Annotated in this window: 15 protein-coding genes and 2 pseudogenes; 5 read left to right on the forward strand and 12 right to left on the reverse strand. The window is 61.0% G+C overall.

The window, feature by feature from the left end; all coding sequences use genetic code 11:
* Nucleotides 1-599 precede the first annotated feature (599 nt).
* The gene (locus P0D89_RS28745; RefSeq protein WP_459252675.1) at nt 600-803 is read left to right on the forward strand and encodes a hypothetical protein; all 204 of its coding nucleotides are present in this window, start codon (nt 600-602) and stop codon (nt 801-803) included.
* Here the strand turns inward: P0D89_RS28745 and P0D89_RS28750 are convergent.
* From P0D89_RS28750 to P0D89_RS28805, 12 genes and pseudogenes are all read right to left on the reverse strand, one after another.
* Nucleotides 800-1,870, reverse strand: coding sequence for an ABC transporter ATP-binding protein (locus P0D89_RS28750; RefSeq protein WP_408362512.1), 1,071 nt, complete (start codon nt 1,868-1,870; stop codon nt 800-802). The genes P0D89_RS28745 and P0D89_RS28750 overlap by 4 nt on opposite strands.
* A 33-nt stretch (nt 1,871-1,903) precedes the next feature.
* Nucleotides 1,904-2,695 carry an ABC transporter permease gene (locus P0D89_RS28755; RefSeq protein ID WP_149676576.1) on the reverse strand — a complete coding sequence of 264 codons (792 nt, stop codon included), beginning with the start codon at nt 2,693-2,695 and terminating at the stop codon, nt 1,904-1,906.
* Nucleotides 2,692-3,630: an ABC transporter permease gene (locus tag P0D89_RS28760; RefSeq protein WP_408362511.1), complete on the reverse strand. Its 939-nt coding sequence runs from the start codon at nt 3,628-3,630 to the stop codon at nt 2,692-2,694. The genes P0D89_RS28755 and P0D89_RS28760 overlap by 4 nt, the downstream gene beginning before the upstream one ends.
* Before the next feature lie 136 nt (nt 3,631-3,766).
* Nucleotides 3,767-4,879 carry an ABC transporter substrate-binding protein gene (locus P0D89_RS28765; RefSeq protein ID WP_408362510.1) on the reverse strand — a complete coding sequence of 371 codons (1,113 nt, stop codon included), beginning with the start codon at nt 4,877-4,879 and terminating at the stop codon, nt 3,767-3,769.
* Between the two features lie 104 nt (nt 4,880-4,983).
* Nucleotides 4,984-5,271 (reverse strand): annotated as a pseudogene (locus tag P0D89_RS28770) (glycerophosphodiester phosphodiesterase family protein); the annotation flags it as partial.
* Entirely contained in the window at nt 5,198-5,827 is a 630-nt protein-coding gene (locus P0D89_RS28775) for an MEDS domain-containing protein (protein ID WP_408362509.1), read from the reverse strand. The gene P0D89_RS28775 and the pseudogene P0D89_RS28770, both read right to left, overlap by 74 nt.
* A 313-nt stretch (nt 5,828-6,140) precedes the next feature.
* Nucleotides 6,141-6,404 carry a hypothetical protein gene (locus P0D89_RS28780; protein WP_408362508.1) on the reverse strand — a complete coding sequence of 88 codons (264 nt, stop codon included), beginning with the start codon at nt 6,402-6,404 and terminating at the stop codon, nt 6,141-6,143.
* Nucleotides 6,401-6,823, reverse strand: coding sequence for an NUDIX hydrolase (locus P0D89_RS28785; RefSeq protein ID WP_408362507.1), 423 nt, complete (start codon nt 6,821-6,823; stop codon nt 6,401-6,403). Before P0D89_RS28785 ends, P0D89_RS28780 begins: the two co-directional genes overlap by 4 nt.
* 328 nt (nt 6,824-7,151) lie before the next feature.
* Nucleotides 7,152-7,874, reverse strand: a complete 723-nt coding sequence (locus tag P0D89_RS28790; RefSeq protein ID WP_408362506.1) for a sulfite exporter TauE/SafE family protein — start codon at nt 7,872-7,874, stop codon at nt 7,152-7,154.
* Nucleotides 7,875-8,338: 464 nt separating this feature from the next.
* Nucleotides 8,339-8,971 (reverse strand): isochorismatase family protein, encoded by a 633-nt coding sequence (locus P0D89_RS28795; protein ID WP_408362505.1) that lies wholly within the window; start codon nt 8,969-8,971, stop codon nt 8,339-8,341.
* A gap of 454 nt (nt 8,972-9,425) precedes the next feature.
* Nucleotides 9,426-9,716: pseudogene (locus P0D89_RS28800) on the reverse strand (ATP-binding cassette domain-containing protein); the annotation flags it as partial.
* 188 nt (nt 9,717-9,904) lie between these two features.
* Nucleotides 9,905-11,029, reverse strand: a complete 1,125-nt coding sequence (locus tag P0D89_RS28805) for a branched-chain amino acid ABC transporter substrate-binding protein (protein ID WP_408362517.1) — start codon at nt 11,027-11,029, stop codon at nt 9,905-9,907.
* Between the two features lie 323 nt (nt 11,030-11,352).
* Here P0D89_RS28805 and P0D89_RS28810 point away from each other — a divergent pair, with 323 nt between their 5' ends.
* The 4 genes from P0D89_RS28810 to P0D89_RS28825 all read left to right on the forward strand — a co-directional run bounded on the left by P0D89_RS28810 (nt 11,353) and on the right by P0D89_RS28825 (nt 15,836).
* Complete coding sequence (locus tag P0D89_RS28810) at nt 11,353-12,432, forward strand: GlxA family transcriptional regulator (protein WP_408362504.1); 1,080 nt, start codon at nt 11,353-11,355, stop codon at nt 12,430-12,432.
* A gap of 185 nt (nt 12,433-12,617) precedes the next feature.
* Entirely contained in the window at nt 12,618-13,868 is a 1,251-nt protein-coding gene (locus tag P0D89_RS28815; RefSeq protein WP_408362503.1) for a D-amino acid dehydrogenase, read from the forward strand.
* Between the two features lie 57 nt (nt 13,869-13,925).
* Complete coding sequence (locus tag P0D89_RS28820) at nt 13,926-14,918, forward strand: asparaginase (RefSeq protein WP_408362502.1); 993 nt, start codon at nt 13,926-13,928, stop codon at nt 14,916-14,918.
* A gap of 552 nt (nt 14,919-15,470) precedes the next feature.
* Nucleotides 15,471-15,836: a hypothetical protein gene (locus tag P0D89_RS28825; RefSeq protein ID WP_408362501.1), complete on the forward strand. Its 366-nt coding sequence runs from the start codon at nt 15,471-15,473 to the stop codon at nt 15,834-15,836.
* Nucleotides 15,837-15,890 lie beyond the last annotated feature (54 nt).

Here is a 15,890-nt window from a genome sequence, read left to right on the forward strand (position 1 = left end):
TGAGCGGGTGAGTCCGCGCGATTTTCGGCAGCAGCAGGCGTCGTATGGGCGAACGCCCGCTTGAAGGGAGGACGCCTGCGCGCGACGTCACGGATGATGCCGGCCAGCGCGAGCTCGGCGAGTTCGGGGGGCGCTATGCGGCGCGGCGGTCCGATGGATTCATCCATGCTTGCATGAGGCACGGGCAGACGACGGTACGCATCCGCTGGCATTGACACAGGCCATTCGCGACTGCGGAGCGCCGAATGTCCGCCAACCTGTAGCCGCATCACCGACGCCCAAACCCGAATGTCGGCACAAAGGCCGGAATGCACTCACAGGCTGTCTGGCAGTTTTCCGAGCGGAGCCGCCGCTTGAATGTCCGGGCAATCGAGTAAGCGAATGACGGCTCGTGGCCGCACTGAGCCCTAGTACGACTGTGCTAAAAATAAGCACTCTTCGCTTTTCTTCAAGTGGCCTGTGAGGAATGCGGTGGGAATCTCAACGGAACGGTTTGAAGAATACGTGTCGCTGATTGCACTGACGCTTGGGCACGCCGATCGTGTCGAACCGTTTCGTGGTTCTGCACGGGGTTGCCGCTGCCGGTCAAGCGTAAAAGCGTGGAGCGCATGGCAGTGCAACTGGCACCCACCCGGGTGCGCTCGGAGCATCAGCGCCTGCATCACTTCGTAGCCGACGCGCCGTGGTCGGATCAGGCAGTGCTCGATGCGGTGCGCGCCCATACGCTGGAGCGAATCAGCCCGCGATGCGGTCGACGAAACGAACCTTTGTACGGTCGTACTAGTCGACCCGCCGGTTCCTAGACGCCGCCCTCCTCCAGCACCAGCAGATTCTCGTGCGAGAAACCCAGCGAGACGGGCTGCCCCCGTTCGGGCAAACCGCGATTCGGGTCGTTGAACACGTCGAGCGAAATCACCGCGTCTTTCACGCGCGTTCTGATGCGCACAACCGCGCCGAGGAAATTCACCTCTTCGACGGTCGCGTTCAGCGTGTTGCGGCCGGGCGAGGCCGGCTCCAGCACGATCGCCTCGGGCCGCAGCGCGAGCAGACGCCGCTTGCCCGCGTCGTCCGCCGGCAGTGCCTGGGTGGTGGTCAACTCCTGACCGTCCACCGCCATCCTGCCGGTCGCCGGATCGACCACGTGCCCGGCCAGAATGTTCAGCGTGCCGACGAACGACGCGACAAAGCGCGTGCGCGGATAGTTGTAGATCTCGGACGGCGAGCCGATCTGTTCGACGCGGCCCTCGTTCATCACGACGATGCGGTCGGAAATCGACAGCGCCTCTTCCTGATCGTGCGTGACGAAAATCGACGTGATGCCGAGTTCGCGCTGCAACGCGCGAATGTCCTGACGCAACGAAATGCGAATCTTCGCGTCGAGCGCCGACAGCGGTTCGTCGAGCAGCAGCACTTGCGGCCTGCCGGCCAGCGCGCGCGCCAATGCCACGCGCTGCTGCTGGCCGCCCGACAGCTGCCACGGATAACGTTCACCGAGCTGCGGCAGTTTGATCAGTTCCAGCATCTCGTGGACGCGCTTGCTGATCTCCGCCTGCGGCCGATGCGCAATCTTCAGCCCGAAGCCGATGTTGTCGGCGACGGTCATGTTCGGAAACAGCGCATACGCCTGAAACACCATGCCGACTTTGCGCTGCCGCGTGCGAAGGTGCGTGACGTCCTGGTCGTCCATCCGGATGATGCCGCGTGTCGGCGTTTCGAAGCCGGCGATCATCCGCAGCACGGTGGTCTTGCCGCAACCGGACGGCCCGAGGAACGTGACGAACTCGCCGCGTTCGATCTGCATGTCGAAGTGATGCAGCGCCGTGTTCGCCCCGAACGACTTGTGCAGGTTTTCGATCTCAAGGAATGCCATGATTCGCTGCCTCAGTGCGTCAAACTCAGTGCGTCAAATGTTCTGGCCGCTCAACGCGCGGGCCGAGCCGAATACCTGAATCAAACCCATCGACGCCCACGTGATCGCGAACGCGATGATCGCGAGCGCCGACGGTTCATAGGCGCGGTTCGCACCGATCAATTGCAGATACGGGCCGAACGCAGGCCGGTCGAGCAGGCTCGCCAACGTGAACTCGCCGATCACCACGGCAAAGGTGAGAAACGCGCCTGACAGAATGCCCGAGCGGATATTCGGGAAAATCACCTTGAACAGAATGGTTGGCCAGTTCGCGCCGAGGCACTCCGCCGCTTCGGTGAGCGAGCGCACGTCGACTGCGCGCAGGCCGGCGTCGACCGCGCGGTACATATATGGCAGCGACAGCGTCACGTAGCCGAACACCAGCAGCAGATCGGTCGCGCGCTCGTTCCCGGTGAACGGCAGAATCGAACTGCTGTTATAGATGCGCAGATAGCCGAACACGATCACGATCGCCGGCACCACCAGCGGCAACAGCGTGATGAATTCGACCACCGGCCGCAGCTTCGGCAAACGCAACTGGACCCAGTAAGCGGTCGGCACCACCAGCAACACGCCGACGACGATCGTCAGGATTGCCATCAGAATCGAGTAGCCGAACGAAGCCTGAAAATGCGGATCGGCCAGCACGACGCGATACGCCTCGAAGCTGTACGTGCCGCGCTTCATCCGCAAGCTGAACTCGAACGTCGCGATCAACGGAATCAGAAAGTACAGCGAACCGACGATCACCGCGGTCCATGCTCCCACCCGCGACTGGCTTTTCATCGACGCCCCCTTTCAGCGTGCGAACGCAGCCAGATGTAGCCGCCATTCGACAGACCAGTCACGAGCACCATCCCTAGCGCGAGCGCGTAGCCGAGGTTCTGGTTGTGCATCACGTCGCCGCGAATCTGTGCGAACAGCAGGATCGTGACGATATTCAGCGAGCTGCCGGTCAGCGCGTAAGCCGTGGCGACCGCGCCGAACGCATTGGCGAACAGCAGCAGCGTCGCGCCGAGCACGCTCGGCCACAACACTGGCAGCGCGACGTAGCGCCAGTATTGATACGGAGTACCGCCGAGGCAATCGCAGGCCTCGCGCCATTCGCGCCTCAGGCCGTCGAGCGCGGGCGTGACGATCAGCACCATCAACGGAACCTGGAAGTACAGGTAGGTCAGCGTCAGGCCGGAGAAACTCAGAATGCTGAATCCCGTCGCGTACAGATTGAAGCCGAGGTACTTCTTCAGCAGTACCGTGACGAGCCCGACCCGTCCCAGCGTGCAGATGAACGCGAACGCGAGTGGCACGCCGGCAAAGTTCGACGCGACGCCGGAAAACGTCATCAAGGTCGGACGAATCCAGCCCGGCAGTTTGCCCTGCACCGCCGCCCACGCGAGCAGCGAACCGATCAACGCGCCGCCGAGCGCGGACGCGGCGCTCACCTTGAAGCTGATCCAGTAAGCGTCCATCACGGTCGGCTGGAACAGCTCGCGGAAATTGGCGAGCGTGAAGTGGCCTTGCGAGTCCTGGAACGCGCCGATCATCAGAAAGCCGGTCGGCAGAATCAGGAACATCAGCGCAAACGTGAAGAACGGCATCACGCCGATCCACGCGAGCCACTGCGACGCGCGGCCCGGACCGTCGACGCGAGGCGTTGGCGTTAGCGCTGGTGGAACCAGCAATTCCGGCTGCACAGACCCGGCATCCGATGAAGCGCTCATAGCTCACCCTTGGGGCTTTCTGGCTAACGCAACGCGCGCCACCCGGAATGAGCGGCGCGCGACGGCACAACTTTTCGCTACGGTTCGACGTCGCGGTGCATACGCTCCAGAGCCGCGACGACTTCAGCCACGCCACTTACTTGACGTTCGCGCCGACCGCGTCGTTCCAGTGCTTCGTGATGGTGTCTTTGGAGGCGTCCTGTTGGGGCAGCGTCGGGAACACCACGTTCTTATACGACGACGGCGGCGGCAGCTTGTCGAGCAGCGCTTGCGGCACTTTCTTCGCGGCCACCAGCTCGTTGTAGCGCATCGGGTGGCAGTAGCCCGTCAGCCAGCCGATCTGGCCTTCGTCCGAGTACAGATATTCCATCCACAGCTTGGCCGCGTTCGGATGCGGCGCGTACGCGCTGATTGCCTGAACATACACGCCGGCGACTACGCCTGTTTTCGGAATCACCACCTGCACCTTCGGATTGCCCTTCAGCGTGTCGCGGTCGGCGAGCGCGTTGTAGTCCCAGCGCACGATGATCGGCGTAGTGCCTTGCGCGAGCGACGCGGCCTTGCCGATCACCGGCACGAAGTTGCCGTTCCTGTTCAGGTCGGCGAAGAATTTGAGGCCGGCCTGGTCGGCCTTGCTGGCGTCGCCCTTGCTTTGCGACAAGCCGGCTGCATACACGGCCTGGATCGCCTGATTGGCCGAGCGCGGGTCGCCCGCCAGCGAGACGGCGTTCTTATAGTCGGACTTGAGCAGATCGCTCCAGTCAGACGGCGCCTTGTCGATCATGTCGGCGTTCACTTCAAACGACAGCACGCCATAGTAATCGCCGTACCAGTAGCCGTCGGCATCTTTCGACTCCGCGGGGATCGCGTTCCACGTTGCGACCTTATACGGCTGCAGCAATCCCGCAGCCTTCGCGGACGGACCGAACGACAGGCCCACGTCGATTACGTCCGGCGCTTGCGGACCTTTGTTGCCCTTGTTCGCCTTGATGGATTCGATTTCGTCGCCCGAGCCCGCATCCGGATTCAGCTCGTTGATCTTGATGCCGTACTTCTTCTGGAAGCCCGCGACCAGTTGCCCGTAGTTGCACCAGTCGTGCGGCAATGCGATCACGGTAAGCTGGCCTTCCTGCTTCGCAGCGGCGATCAGTGCGTCGAGTGGCGCGGCCGAAGCGCTGCCGACGCCCGCGGCGGCGACACCCGCGACGGCTGACATCGAAAGTAAACGAGCTAACGCGGTGCGGTTCATAGTCTTCCCCATCCTCTGCCGAAATTGCTACGTTTGGAAACTTTCTGATTTGAGCTCCAGGGCACGCGCCAGCGCAGTGCCGCACTCGCGCACCCGCGTCGTTCTCAGGCCAGGTTCGCCGGCATGGGCAACATGTCGTGTTGCAGTCTGTCGATGCGATCCGTGCAAGTCATGTCGACGCCCCCTTGCGCGAGCAGTTGTGCACGCGCGGAATCGTTCACCGTGTAGGCCAGCACGCGCAGCCCGGCCGCGCGAATCTGCGCGACCAGCGGCTCGCTCAGATACCGGTGGCTCGCGTGCAGCGACACGCAGTCCAGTTCACGCACGATGCGCAGCCGGTCCGCTGGCACCTCTTCGAACAGCATGCCGCGTTGCAGCGACGGCGCGGCAGAGGTGGACACGGAAGCGGCAGCCTTGGCGTTCGAGCGCGACTGCACTTGCACGGCCTGACTGCTGCACGCCGTACGTGCATAAACCGATGATCGGACGCGCGGCGAGCTGCTGCTTCAGCGTCGCTTCATAGTCGACCACAGCGGCCCAATCGGGGTTTTCGTTGCAGACGGCGTCGCCAGCGACCCGCAGCCCTTCGAAGCCGCGCCCCAACGCGTCGTTGATCGCCGCCGACCACAAGCTCACTGTGGCGCCGCCGTTGAAGCCGGCTTTAGGCGGTGCATACAGCTGCGCGCCATCGAGAATCTGCAACTGGCCGGAGTCGGCGTATTCAGCGAGTGCGGGCACCGCCCGCGTGAGCATATGGCGAGCTTTGTCCGGTCCCAGTAACGCCGGCGCGACCCATACGCCGGCTTCGCGATTGGCGAGTCCGGCGTGCAGGAATTCCGCCGTGACACTGAGTAATTCGCCTCGTGATTCGTAGAAGTGACACAGATGGGTGCCCCAGGAGATGGGCCCAAGCGAGGAAAAACCGCTTTTACGAGTTCCGGTGGTCATCGTTTCCCTGAAAATACGTGGACCAAGAACCACCGCGCGAGTCGACGAAAGCGGTTGCGCGTTCGAAGTGAATGTAACCGTACATGGCACTCATATCCGCCAGTCCTGAACTGAGGGCAGGAAGCGGAACAGCCGCGGTCGATTGGTTATGCCGGAATCAACAGCAGAATAAAATACGTGACGGGCATTTTTGGAAGAATAGTGGTTTCCCCTAGCGGCTTTTTGGGTGTTGAAAAAGCGCATTCGTGACACGCATGTAATGGTGGCAATGGCCGCGTGTTGACCACTCACTCACAACCATCAGGGCACAGGGTTACGAATTGAACAAGTCATCAACGATACGTCGTCCGGCACTATAGCCGCCCATGAGCGCATCGGCTTCACTGATAAATGGCTTGCCCTTGGATTCGCCAAAACGCAGCGGGGAGAACACCGCGACAGAGGCACTGGCCTTGGTGATCCTCACGACCGCCACAAATCCGACGGTGGTTGTCGTGCTGCGTTCGGCCTTCCAACTGAAGTCCGTCTCAACGGCCACTTCAATGTCGAACCCGTGATAGTGATAAGTGCGGCTCATGGCGTCACCCCGCCCACATGCCGTGACATCCGCCGGGTGTCGTCCGGTTCCGGAACGCCGATGTGTCGGAAGAATAGCTCCACGATGCCACGGGTAGGCACACTGGCGGAGAGCGTCGCTATTTTGACCGGGGCGAACCACGTGCACCTCGCGATTTCGTTGCGAGGCTGTGCAGTTAGGTCAGATGCCACCTCAGCGAAGAATACCTGGTGCTGCGTGTTGAAGCCGTTAAACTGGAAAAGATACATTAGCTCATCCGCGACGAGCGTGGTCTCTTCTTCCAGCTCCCGCAGCGCGGCTTCATGGGGCGCCTCGTCTCGACGAATTCTTCCGCCCGGCAGCGCCCATCTCGACCTTTCCCTGGCAACCAGCAAAATACGGTCATCCCGAACACACAGAACGGTTGCCCTGTCTTTCATCCTCTCCCTGCCCGTTAGCTTGTATGAGCCCTACTCAGGCCAGCATTGATCCAGCACAGCCCACTGACGACGCGCGTATTTTAATCGTTGTTTGAATGCTGCGCGGGATTGGCGGGCGCATCGGCGGACATCGCAGATCGATCCGAAACCCGACGTGCGAAAATCCGTCTTGTGTGACAGGAACGGGGCGATCACGGAAATTCAGGGCTGACTCGGTGGTGCCGGTGCGCTGCTTCTCTTCGAACTTCCGGGTCCGGCCAATTTCGGGCATTCCTTGCAAACGCTTGGATCGCCGACAATATCGCGCGGCTTGACATCGTCGCGTGTATCACCGCCCGGCTGACCAAAGCAACGACAAGCCCGACGAGAGCATCAACCCGTCAACCACGAGCCTGAAGGTACTCGCAGACATCTGCGCAACGATGCGCCGCGCAGCAAAGGTTCCGAGCATCAGCGAGGCGCCCACGAGCAGTCCATCAGCAATGACGCGCTCGGGAAGAACGCCAAAATATTGAAACACTGTGACCTTGGCGCCATACACTGCCAAAGAACCGGCGGCCTCGGTCGCGAGGAATGCGCCTTTCACGAGCCCGTAACCCATAAACACCGGCACGGTGATCGGTCCGGTTGAAACAACAATACCTGTCAAAAAGCCAACGACCGCGCCTATCATCGACAGCTGCCCGAGGGAAAATCGGATCGATCGGCGAGAAAGCCAACGACGCATGGGCACCATGGCAATGAAGAAGATCCCCAACGCAATCGCAACGGCATGTGGTGGCAGTGCGAGCAACGTACGCACGCCAAGCATTGCGCCCGGCACGGCCGTGATGCAGTAAGCGAAGCAGGCTCGCCAGTCGATCTCGCGCCACCAGGAAAGGACCTTACCAAGGTTTCCCATGATGGCGGCAACAGCCATGATGGGCACAGCCTGTTTTGGCCCGTACAGGATCACCAGTACGGGCATGAGCATCATTGAAGAACCCGTGCCGATTACACCGCTCAGGACGCCGGCCAATAGTCCTATGCCAAGAACAACGAGATATCCCAATGGAGCCTCCGTAAAAATTGACTGATATTAATCGTTGGCTGACTCCTTCGGCAGGTTTCTCTATTTAGCCCGGGCTTCTGAGCCTGATCAGGTTTTGGGGCGAAGTCTTCTTGAACAAATCGAAGCGCGCATGTCCGCTGTTGGGAAGGACGTTTGGCCGCTTAAGGGCCGTCTTCCGCCCTCACGCGTCTCTTCATGCAGGTTGATGCGAGTCCATGATGTCAGTTGCGATCTACATTGAGATGAGCGTGTGATCGCGGCAAACGTTTGCCCCTTGACGTCCTCGACAAACGCCGTTCATCGAGCTCGAGGTGCTCGATGAACGGGGAGATTGTCGCGCCCCATCCGGCCGATCCGCTGGGTCGTCTGCTCGCGAAGCGACGGAGGGGGCGCACCTCGTCACCATTCGTGTGCGAGCGTGCCGGGCGTCCCGGATGCGGATCGCGCCGCAGCACGATCATCAATCAAAACTGGACCATGTCGGAGCGCGTCACATTCATATTCTTCGCCACGCTGGCCGGTGCGTTTGACAGAATCCATGTCGCGGACAATTCGGCGAACGGGTCCGGGGCCGAGAGCGTGTCGACCGGCACCGCCACTTTGAAGCCGCGCAATGATGCGGCGCTTGCGGTGTAAAGAACCGCGCCCTGTGCGACGGTTCCGGTGACGATTACGGTATGGATGTGTTTCGCCTTCAGTGCAGCTTCCAAGTTGGTGCCAAGAAACTTGTCGACGCCCGAGTGCACTACCGTCTCCTCACCCTTGGGCGCAAGCATTGGAGGCACCGACTTGATCGACCCCGTCGGTGTCGTGCTGTAGACGACCATCATCTTGTGCCGGCGCGCAGCGTCGAGCAATGCGGCGACCTTCGGTAACGAAGCGAAACAAGTCGGCCGCTGCGTCGTCGTGCAATTTCCAGTGTCGAAATCGAGCACGAGCAGCGCGGTATGGGCGGGATCGACCGTTACCGAGGTCAGAGGCGGCGACGGCGGAAGATGCACCGAATTCCAGGATGTAACAATGTCATCCGCCTGTGCCAGGCCGCCGAACAGTGGGACAAGCGCGACCGCATAGCGCAGGATACGAGAGCAATGCATGGAACCTCCTTCTATATGAACCAAAACGATGGTGGCTCAGTTTCCGTTGAAACGAAGCTACGACGATGCTGGATACTACGACAACTCCGATTGCAAAAGACCATCGCATCTCAGAATAGCCGATGCGGCCGCTTGCGAAGATTGAACACGACCTGCTCCAAAGAAACCGGATAGTTTTGAGCTAGAGAGTTTCCGGCGACACTCGTGCCCAAGAAGGGCCGCTGGTCTTGAAGAAGTCAAAGTCACCGAAAGGCAGATCGCGTTCGCGCTGCACCAAGGCGACATCGGGGTGTAGGTCGGCGGGCGCTGACCGACACTTCACGGACCCTCAGGTTGCGGAGGTGGATGTCCGATTTGTAGTTCCTACCGGCCTGTCGCTCGTACAACACTCGACAATGAATCACCCACCTCTTCAAGTTTGCCGAGATGGCGTCCCGCAGGGCGCGCGCACATGCTATTCACCCAGATATGCCGCGCGCACCTTCGGATCATCCAGCATCTGCTTCGCGTCGCCGGACATCGTGACCAGACCCGAATCCATCACGTAGCCGCGGTTCGCCGCTTGCAATGCGAGACGCGCGTTCTGCTCGACCAGCAGCACGGTCATGCCTTCGCCCGAGATCGCCCGCACCACTTCGAAGATCTTCTCGACCATGATCGGCGACAGGCCCATCGACGGTTCGTCCAGCAGCAGCAATTTGGGGCGCGAGATGATCGCGCGCGCCATCGCCAGCATCCATGCCTCCTTCTCCTTATATCTCTGTGAACCTCCGTTCCCGCTAATGCGCGGCGGTGCAAACGGGTTTCATGTGCGCCTCGGAATCACGACGTCATAAAAAAGCGGCACAGGGATCACGCTCCCGTGCCGCTCAGCAACGACAAGACTGGAAACAGATTGATACGGGTACAACAACAACTACCGCCAAGACCTGTCTATTTCTCCACGACGTCGAGCAGCGCCTGCTTGCCGCCGACGTACCTGTACAGCGAAATCACGCCGTGCCGCAGATCGCCCTTCGAATCGAACTGCGTCTCGCCGAGCACCCCCTGATGATTGGTCGCAGGCATCGCGGCCAGGATTTTCGCTGGCTCGGTTGATTGCGCGCGCTTCATCGCATCGACGATGACACCCACCGCGTCGTATGCAAACGGTGAGTTCAGAACCGGTGCGTAACCGAAGCGTTTCTTGTAGCGCTCGACGAACGCCGGACCTTCGGCCATCTTCAGCAGTGGCGCGCCAGCGATCGAGCAGATTACGTTATCGGCCGCATCGCCGGCGAGTTTCGCGAGGTCGTCGGCGCACAGGCCGTCTCCGGCCAGCACTTTCACCGCGATGCCCAGTTGCTTCGCCTGTTTCGCGAACGGGCCACCCGTGCCATCGAGCCCGCCATACATGATCACGTCCGGCTTTTCGCCCTTGATCTTCGTGAGAATCGCGCGGAAATCGACGGCCTTGTCGGTGCTCGCGTCGTGCGACAGGACCGTGATGCCGTTGGCTTTTGCCTGCTTTTCGAATTCGACCGCAAGACCCTGGCCGTATGCGGTCGAGTCGTCGACGATGGCGACCTTCTTTACTTTCAGTGTTTTCGCTGCGTAGTCGGCGAGCGTCGGCCCTTGCTGTGCATCGGTGGCGACTACGCGATACGTGGTTTTGAAGCCCTGCTGCGTATAAGCCGGATTCGTCGCCGACGGTGACACTTGCGCGATGCCTGCATCGCTGTAGATCTTCGACGCCGGAATCGTCGAGCCGGACTGCATGTGGCCGACCACCGCAACGACCTTGTCATCCACCAGCTTCTGCGCGACCTGGGTGGCCTGACGCGGGTCGCCCGCATCGTCCTGCGCGTCGAAGACCAACGTCACCTTCTTTCCGCCGATCACGAGGCCCGTCTGGTTGATCTCCTCAATCGCAAGGCGGGCGCCGTTCTCGGTGTCTTTGCCGAGATATGAGGCCGGCCCCGTCACGGGCGCGGCCTCGCCGATCTTCACCATCTCGTCGGCACGGGCGACGCCCACTGCAGCGGCCGCCAATGTCCCCAGAATGCCGACGGTCGCCATGCCGCGACCCAAGCTTGTGCTTTTGCTCATGCTTCACCCAAAAAAAGAGTTGTGGTTGGCCGGGGGCGGACGGCCATGGCCGTCCGCCGATCGGAAACACTCGGCCGTCTGCCGCTGCAATGCCCGGCAGTGTTCCTGCCATCGTCGGATCGTTTGTGTCTCACAATGCGGCGCCGGTCGTTAGCGGGGTTGAATTTATGCAGCCACAATACGTTGGGATTGCATCGATCTGCCGGAAAATAGAAGAATTGCGGCAAGGCTACATGGCAGCGATTCGCAATGCGCCACCGTATAATCCATGCTACCCGCTCACGAGTTTTCGCATGCCGACTGCCGCCGATCCCACCCGAGTGACCGATACCGCTCACCAACTGGTCGAACAACTGGATGCGTTGCCGCGTACCCTTGAGGCTCGCCCGAGCCGTTCGGGCGCGGAACTGAGTGTCGGCATCCTGTTGTGGCCGCGCTTTCCGATGCTGTCGCTGGGCGGCCTGTGTGATGCGCTGCGTCACGCAGCCGATCGTGGCGATCAGAGCCGTCAGCTACGGTGTCTCTGGACGATTGTCGGCACAGAGGGCGAATTGATCGAAGCGAGCTGCGGCATTGTGGTAAAGGCGCAGTCCACGTTTCCAGAGGTCGCGCAATTCGACTATCTCGTTGTGGTCGGCGGCCTGCTGCCACATCTCGATCAGGTCGACCGGCGCTACTGGGACTACCTGAAACAGGCTGCCGACGCGGGCATTCCGCTCGTCGGCGTGTGCACCGGTAGTTTCGTGCTGGCGCGCGCGGGTCTGATGGAAGACCACGTTGCCTGCGTGCACAGCTTCCACCTCGACGATTACCGGCGTATGTTTCCCTTGCTGCGCGTAATGACGCATGCTGATTACCTCATGGACGGCGCCCGCATCACCTGCGCGGGCGGCATTTCCGTGGTGGAAATGGCCGCGCGCCTGATCAGTCTGCACTGTGGGCCCGACCGTGCATCGAAAGTGATTCATCAGATGACGGTAAGCCGCCAGGGCGGCTCGTCGTTCGTCGAGCGGCGCGCGGCGCTCGGTTACCTGTCGGTCGAAGATGCAACCGTGCGCCACGCGGTGCTGCTGATGGAAGAAAACCTCGAGGCGCCGCTAAATATCGCCGTCATCGCAAAGATGATCGGCACCAGCGTACGCAATCTCGAGCGCGCGTTCATGGCCGAGATGAACGCATCACCGAACGAATTCTACCGGCGCACGCGCCTGCGTTACGCGCGCTGGATGCTCGTCAATACAACCCGCAAGATCACCGACATCGCCTACGAATGCGGATTCGCGGACGCCGCGCATTTCATCCGCGTGTTTCGCGAGGCGTACGGCGTGACACCCGGCAAGCTGCGCACATCGCGGGGCGCTGCCGCCGCATGATCCATCGGGTCGGCTCAACGCCGACCGTCATGTTTCGCACGTGCCTGTCGCGATTCTTCTACTTTCCGGCAGATCGATGCAATCCGGCACGTCGACGGCCCCGTACAGTCCGGTCGACGGGTTGATGACGCATCTGCGGCAAACGGCCTCCATGCAAACACACGAAGAAAAGCGAGTGCGGCAGTATGCGGATATTGATCCTCGGTGCAGGCGTCATTGGTCTGTCCAGCGCGTATTACCTGAGCCGGGCGGGCCACGAAGTCACGATCGCAGACCGGCATCCGGAGGTGGCGAGCGAGACCAGCTCCGGCAACGGCGGCCAGCTATCGTATAGCTATGTTGCGCCGCTAGCCGGCCCCGGTGTGGTCTCGAAGCTGCCACGCTGGCTCACGCGCAGCGACTCGCCGGTGCGCTTTCGCCCGAAACTGAGCACCGAACAGTGGCGCTGGTGCTTTCAGTTTCTGTCAGCATGCACGCGCGAACAGAGCGAACTCACGACACGCAAGCTGCTGTCACTGTCGTTCCTGAGCCGGACGCTGCTTCACGAACTGATCGCCGCCGAGCCCTCACTCGACTTCGATTTCGTCCGCTCCGGCAAGCTCGTGCTGCATCGTGATGCGGGTGCGATGCAGAGCGCAGTCAAACAGCTTGAATTCCAGCGTACGCTCGGCTGCGAACAGCAGGCATTGAGCGCCAACGCGTGCATCGAACTCGAACCCACGCTCGCGCACCTGCGGCCTTCTCTCGCGGGCGGCATCTATACGCCGAGCGAGGACACGGCCGATTGCCAACGCTTCTGCAAGAGCCTCGAAGCGTTGCTGCGCGCTCGCGGCGTGCAGTTCCTGATGAACACATCGATCGATTGTCTGAGGGCTGAATCGGGCGGCCGTGTCGAAGCCTGGAGCGGCGGTGCGCCGCTCGCATCCGATCATGTCGTCGTCGCCTCAGGCGCGGCTGCGGCCCGGTTACTGAAGTCTGTTTCCATCCGTGTGCCGGTCTATCCGCTCAAAGGCTACAGCCTGACGTTCGACCTGCAACCGCAGACGGCTGCGCCCCACATAAGCATCACCGACTTCACCCGCAAAGTAGTGTATGCGCGGCTTGGCAAACGGCTGCGCGTCGCGGGCATCGCCGATATCGACGGTTATTCGCTCGAACCCGATCCCACACGCCTTGTGACGCTGCGGGCAGAGGCGGCTGCAATGTATCCCGACATCGTCAGATCTTGTCCGGGTAGCGAATGGATCGGGTTGCGCCCCGCGACGCCGCGTGGCACGCCGATCGTCGGACCGACGCGCTACCACAATTTGTGGCTCAACGTCGGCCATGGCGCGCTCGGCTTCACGCTTGCGACGGGTTCAGCGGCACTGCTCGCGCAGTGGCTGGCAAGCAGCAACGGCCAGGAACTGCGCAGCACATTTGCGCTTTCGCATTGAACCCGCGAGGCGATGCGCTTCGTGACGTGACCACTCTCCCAACATCATCGACATCGCATGACAGAAAAGGCCAACATCATCGTTATCGGCACAGGCGGCACGATTGCCGGTCAGGGCAAAGCCGCCAACAACACGTCCGCATACGTGTGTTCGGTGCGTGGCATCGATGACATTCTCAGCACAATTCCCCATGCATGCGCGCTGGCGAATCTGCGCACGGAGCAGTTGCTGCAAAACGGCTCCGAGAATTTCAGTAACGAGCATCTGCTCGCGATCGGTAAGCGCGTGTCCACACTGCTCGCGCAACACGACGTCGATGGCGCTGTGATCGCGCACGGAACCGACACGATCGAGGAGACCGCGTACTTCCTTCATCTCACGCTCAAGAGCTCCAAACCGGTTGTGGTGGTTGGCTCAATGCGCCCGCCGTCGGCAATGAGTTCCGACGCGGCGCTGAACCTCTACGATGCGATCGCGGTCGCTGCACACCCATCGTCGGTTGGCCTCGGCACACTCGTGTTCGCCAACGACGAAATCCACACCGCACGAGACGTTGCGAAGAGCAACAGCTTCAAGATCGAGGCGTTCCGCTCACCGTACGGCCCGCTTGGTTACGTGATCGAAGGTCAGCCACGCTACTACCGTCATCCATCGCGTGCCCATACGCTCGCGACACCGTGGTCGATCGAGACGCTCGGGCCATTGCCCCAGGTCGACATCGTCTACGCCTACGGCGCGCTTGAACCGGAAGCAGTGAGCGCGATCACCGCCCGCGCGCAAGGTTTGATCTATGCGGGCACCGGCAACGGCAACGTCGCAGCGCATCTTATCGAGCCGCTGCGCGATGCTGTCCGGCGAGGCGTTCATGTGGTGCGCGCATCGCGCACCGGCAGCGGAATCGTGTTGCGTAACGGCGCGCAACCCGACGACGCCTACGGCTGGCTCACCGTCGAGGATCAGGTTCCCTCAAAAGCCCGCATCCTTCTGATGCTGGCACTGACACAAGCCCGCGACTTGCAAGCGTTGCAAGCTGTCTTCGAGCGCTACTGAAGCGCGCGCTCCTTCACAACCGCCCCCACCAAAAGCACAAATCATGCATTTCATTACCGACCCCGACGTGCGATGGAACGGCTCGCACCGCTTGAATCTTGGGGTCGACGACATGCATTGAGGGCGCCGGCATTCTGCGTCGCTCTCGCGGCTATGGGAACTTCTTTGTCAGACGCACTTCAAGAGGCTGAAGTGTATCCGCGCGTAACTCGCACGCGGCGCTATCTTGCAAAGAGCTTCAATTTTGAAGTTATCGTGAAAGCGGTCCTTTAACCTAAGTGTCCAGTACTCGAGTCGCCGACTTGAAGGTCTGGCCTTACAGTAGCGCAGTAGAGTTGCTTTGGCAATTCGTCAAAAACTGTCGGCGGGACCGACGGTCGATGGCAAGGAAGTGAATCGATGGGATGACGCGAGACAATCGGCGCCTGTTTTCCGAGCCAGGATTCGAGACGCAGCATGGCTCCGCGAAGCGAGGAGCCGATACATGAGGCTTCGACGTCGCACATCGTCCGCAAACGCCGCCAGGAAACGTGCAACGACAGTCGAGCACCAATGGCCGACCGAGACAGAAGTCTAGCGATAAAGAACGCATTGGAGGCCTGCATCAAGCAAACAGGTTTCCCAATTCGGCCGACAATACCCGTCATCGCGGAGCGTGCCGGTCTCAACTTTCACGTTACCGGCTACTTGATAGAATGCGACAACAAGCTCAAGAGCGCTCTTCTCCAAGCTAGACAGGAAATGCCGCATCGACGTTTGGAATGGGCAATTGCGAAAATCCGTGCAGAGGATCGTCCTCTAACGGTCAACACTCTGATGAAGCTCGCCAAGGTCGAGAACCGAACTCTTGCTCGAGATGCGATCGACCGCAACGAGACCCCAAAACGACGATCAAAAGATAGAAACAAAAACCCGTAACACGATATATTTAGTCAGCTTCGGCTATTCCCTGAAAACAAGCGGCTCCCGGGC

Origin of the sequence: Paraburkholderia sp. RL18-085-BIA-A (genome assembly GCF_046027075.1) — a bacterium.
GTDB lineage: Bacteria > Pseudomonadota > Gammaproteobacteria > Burkholderiales > Burkholderiaceae > Paraburkholderia.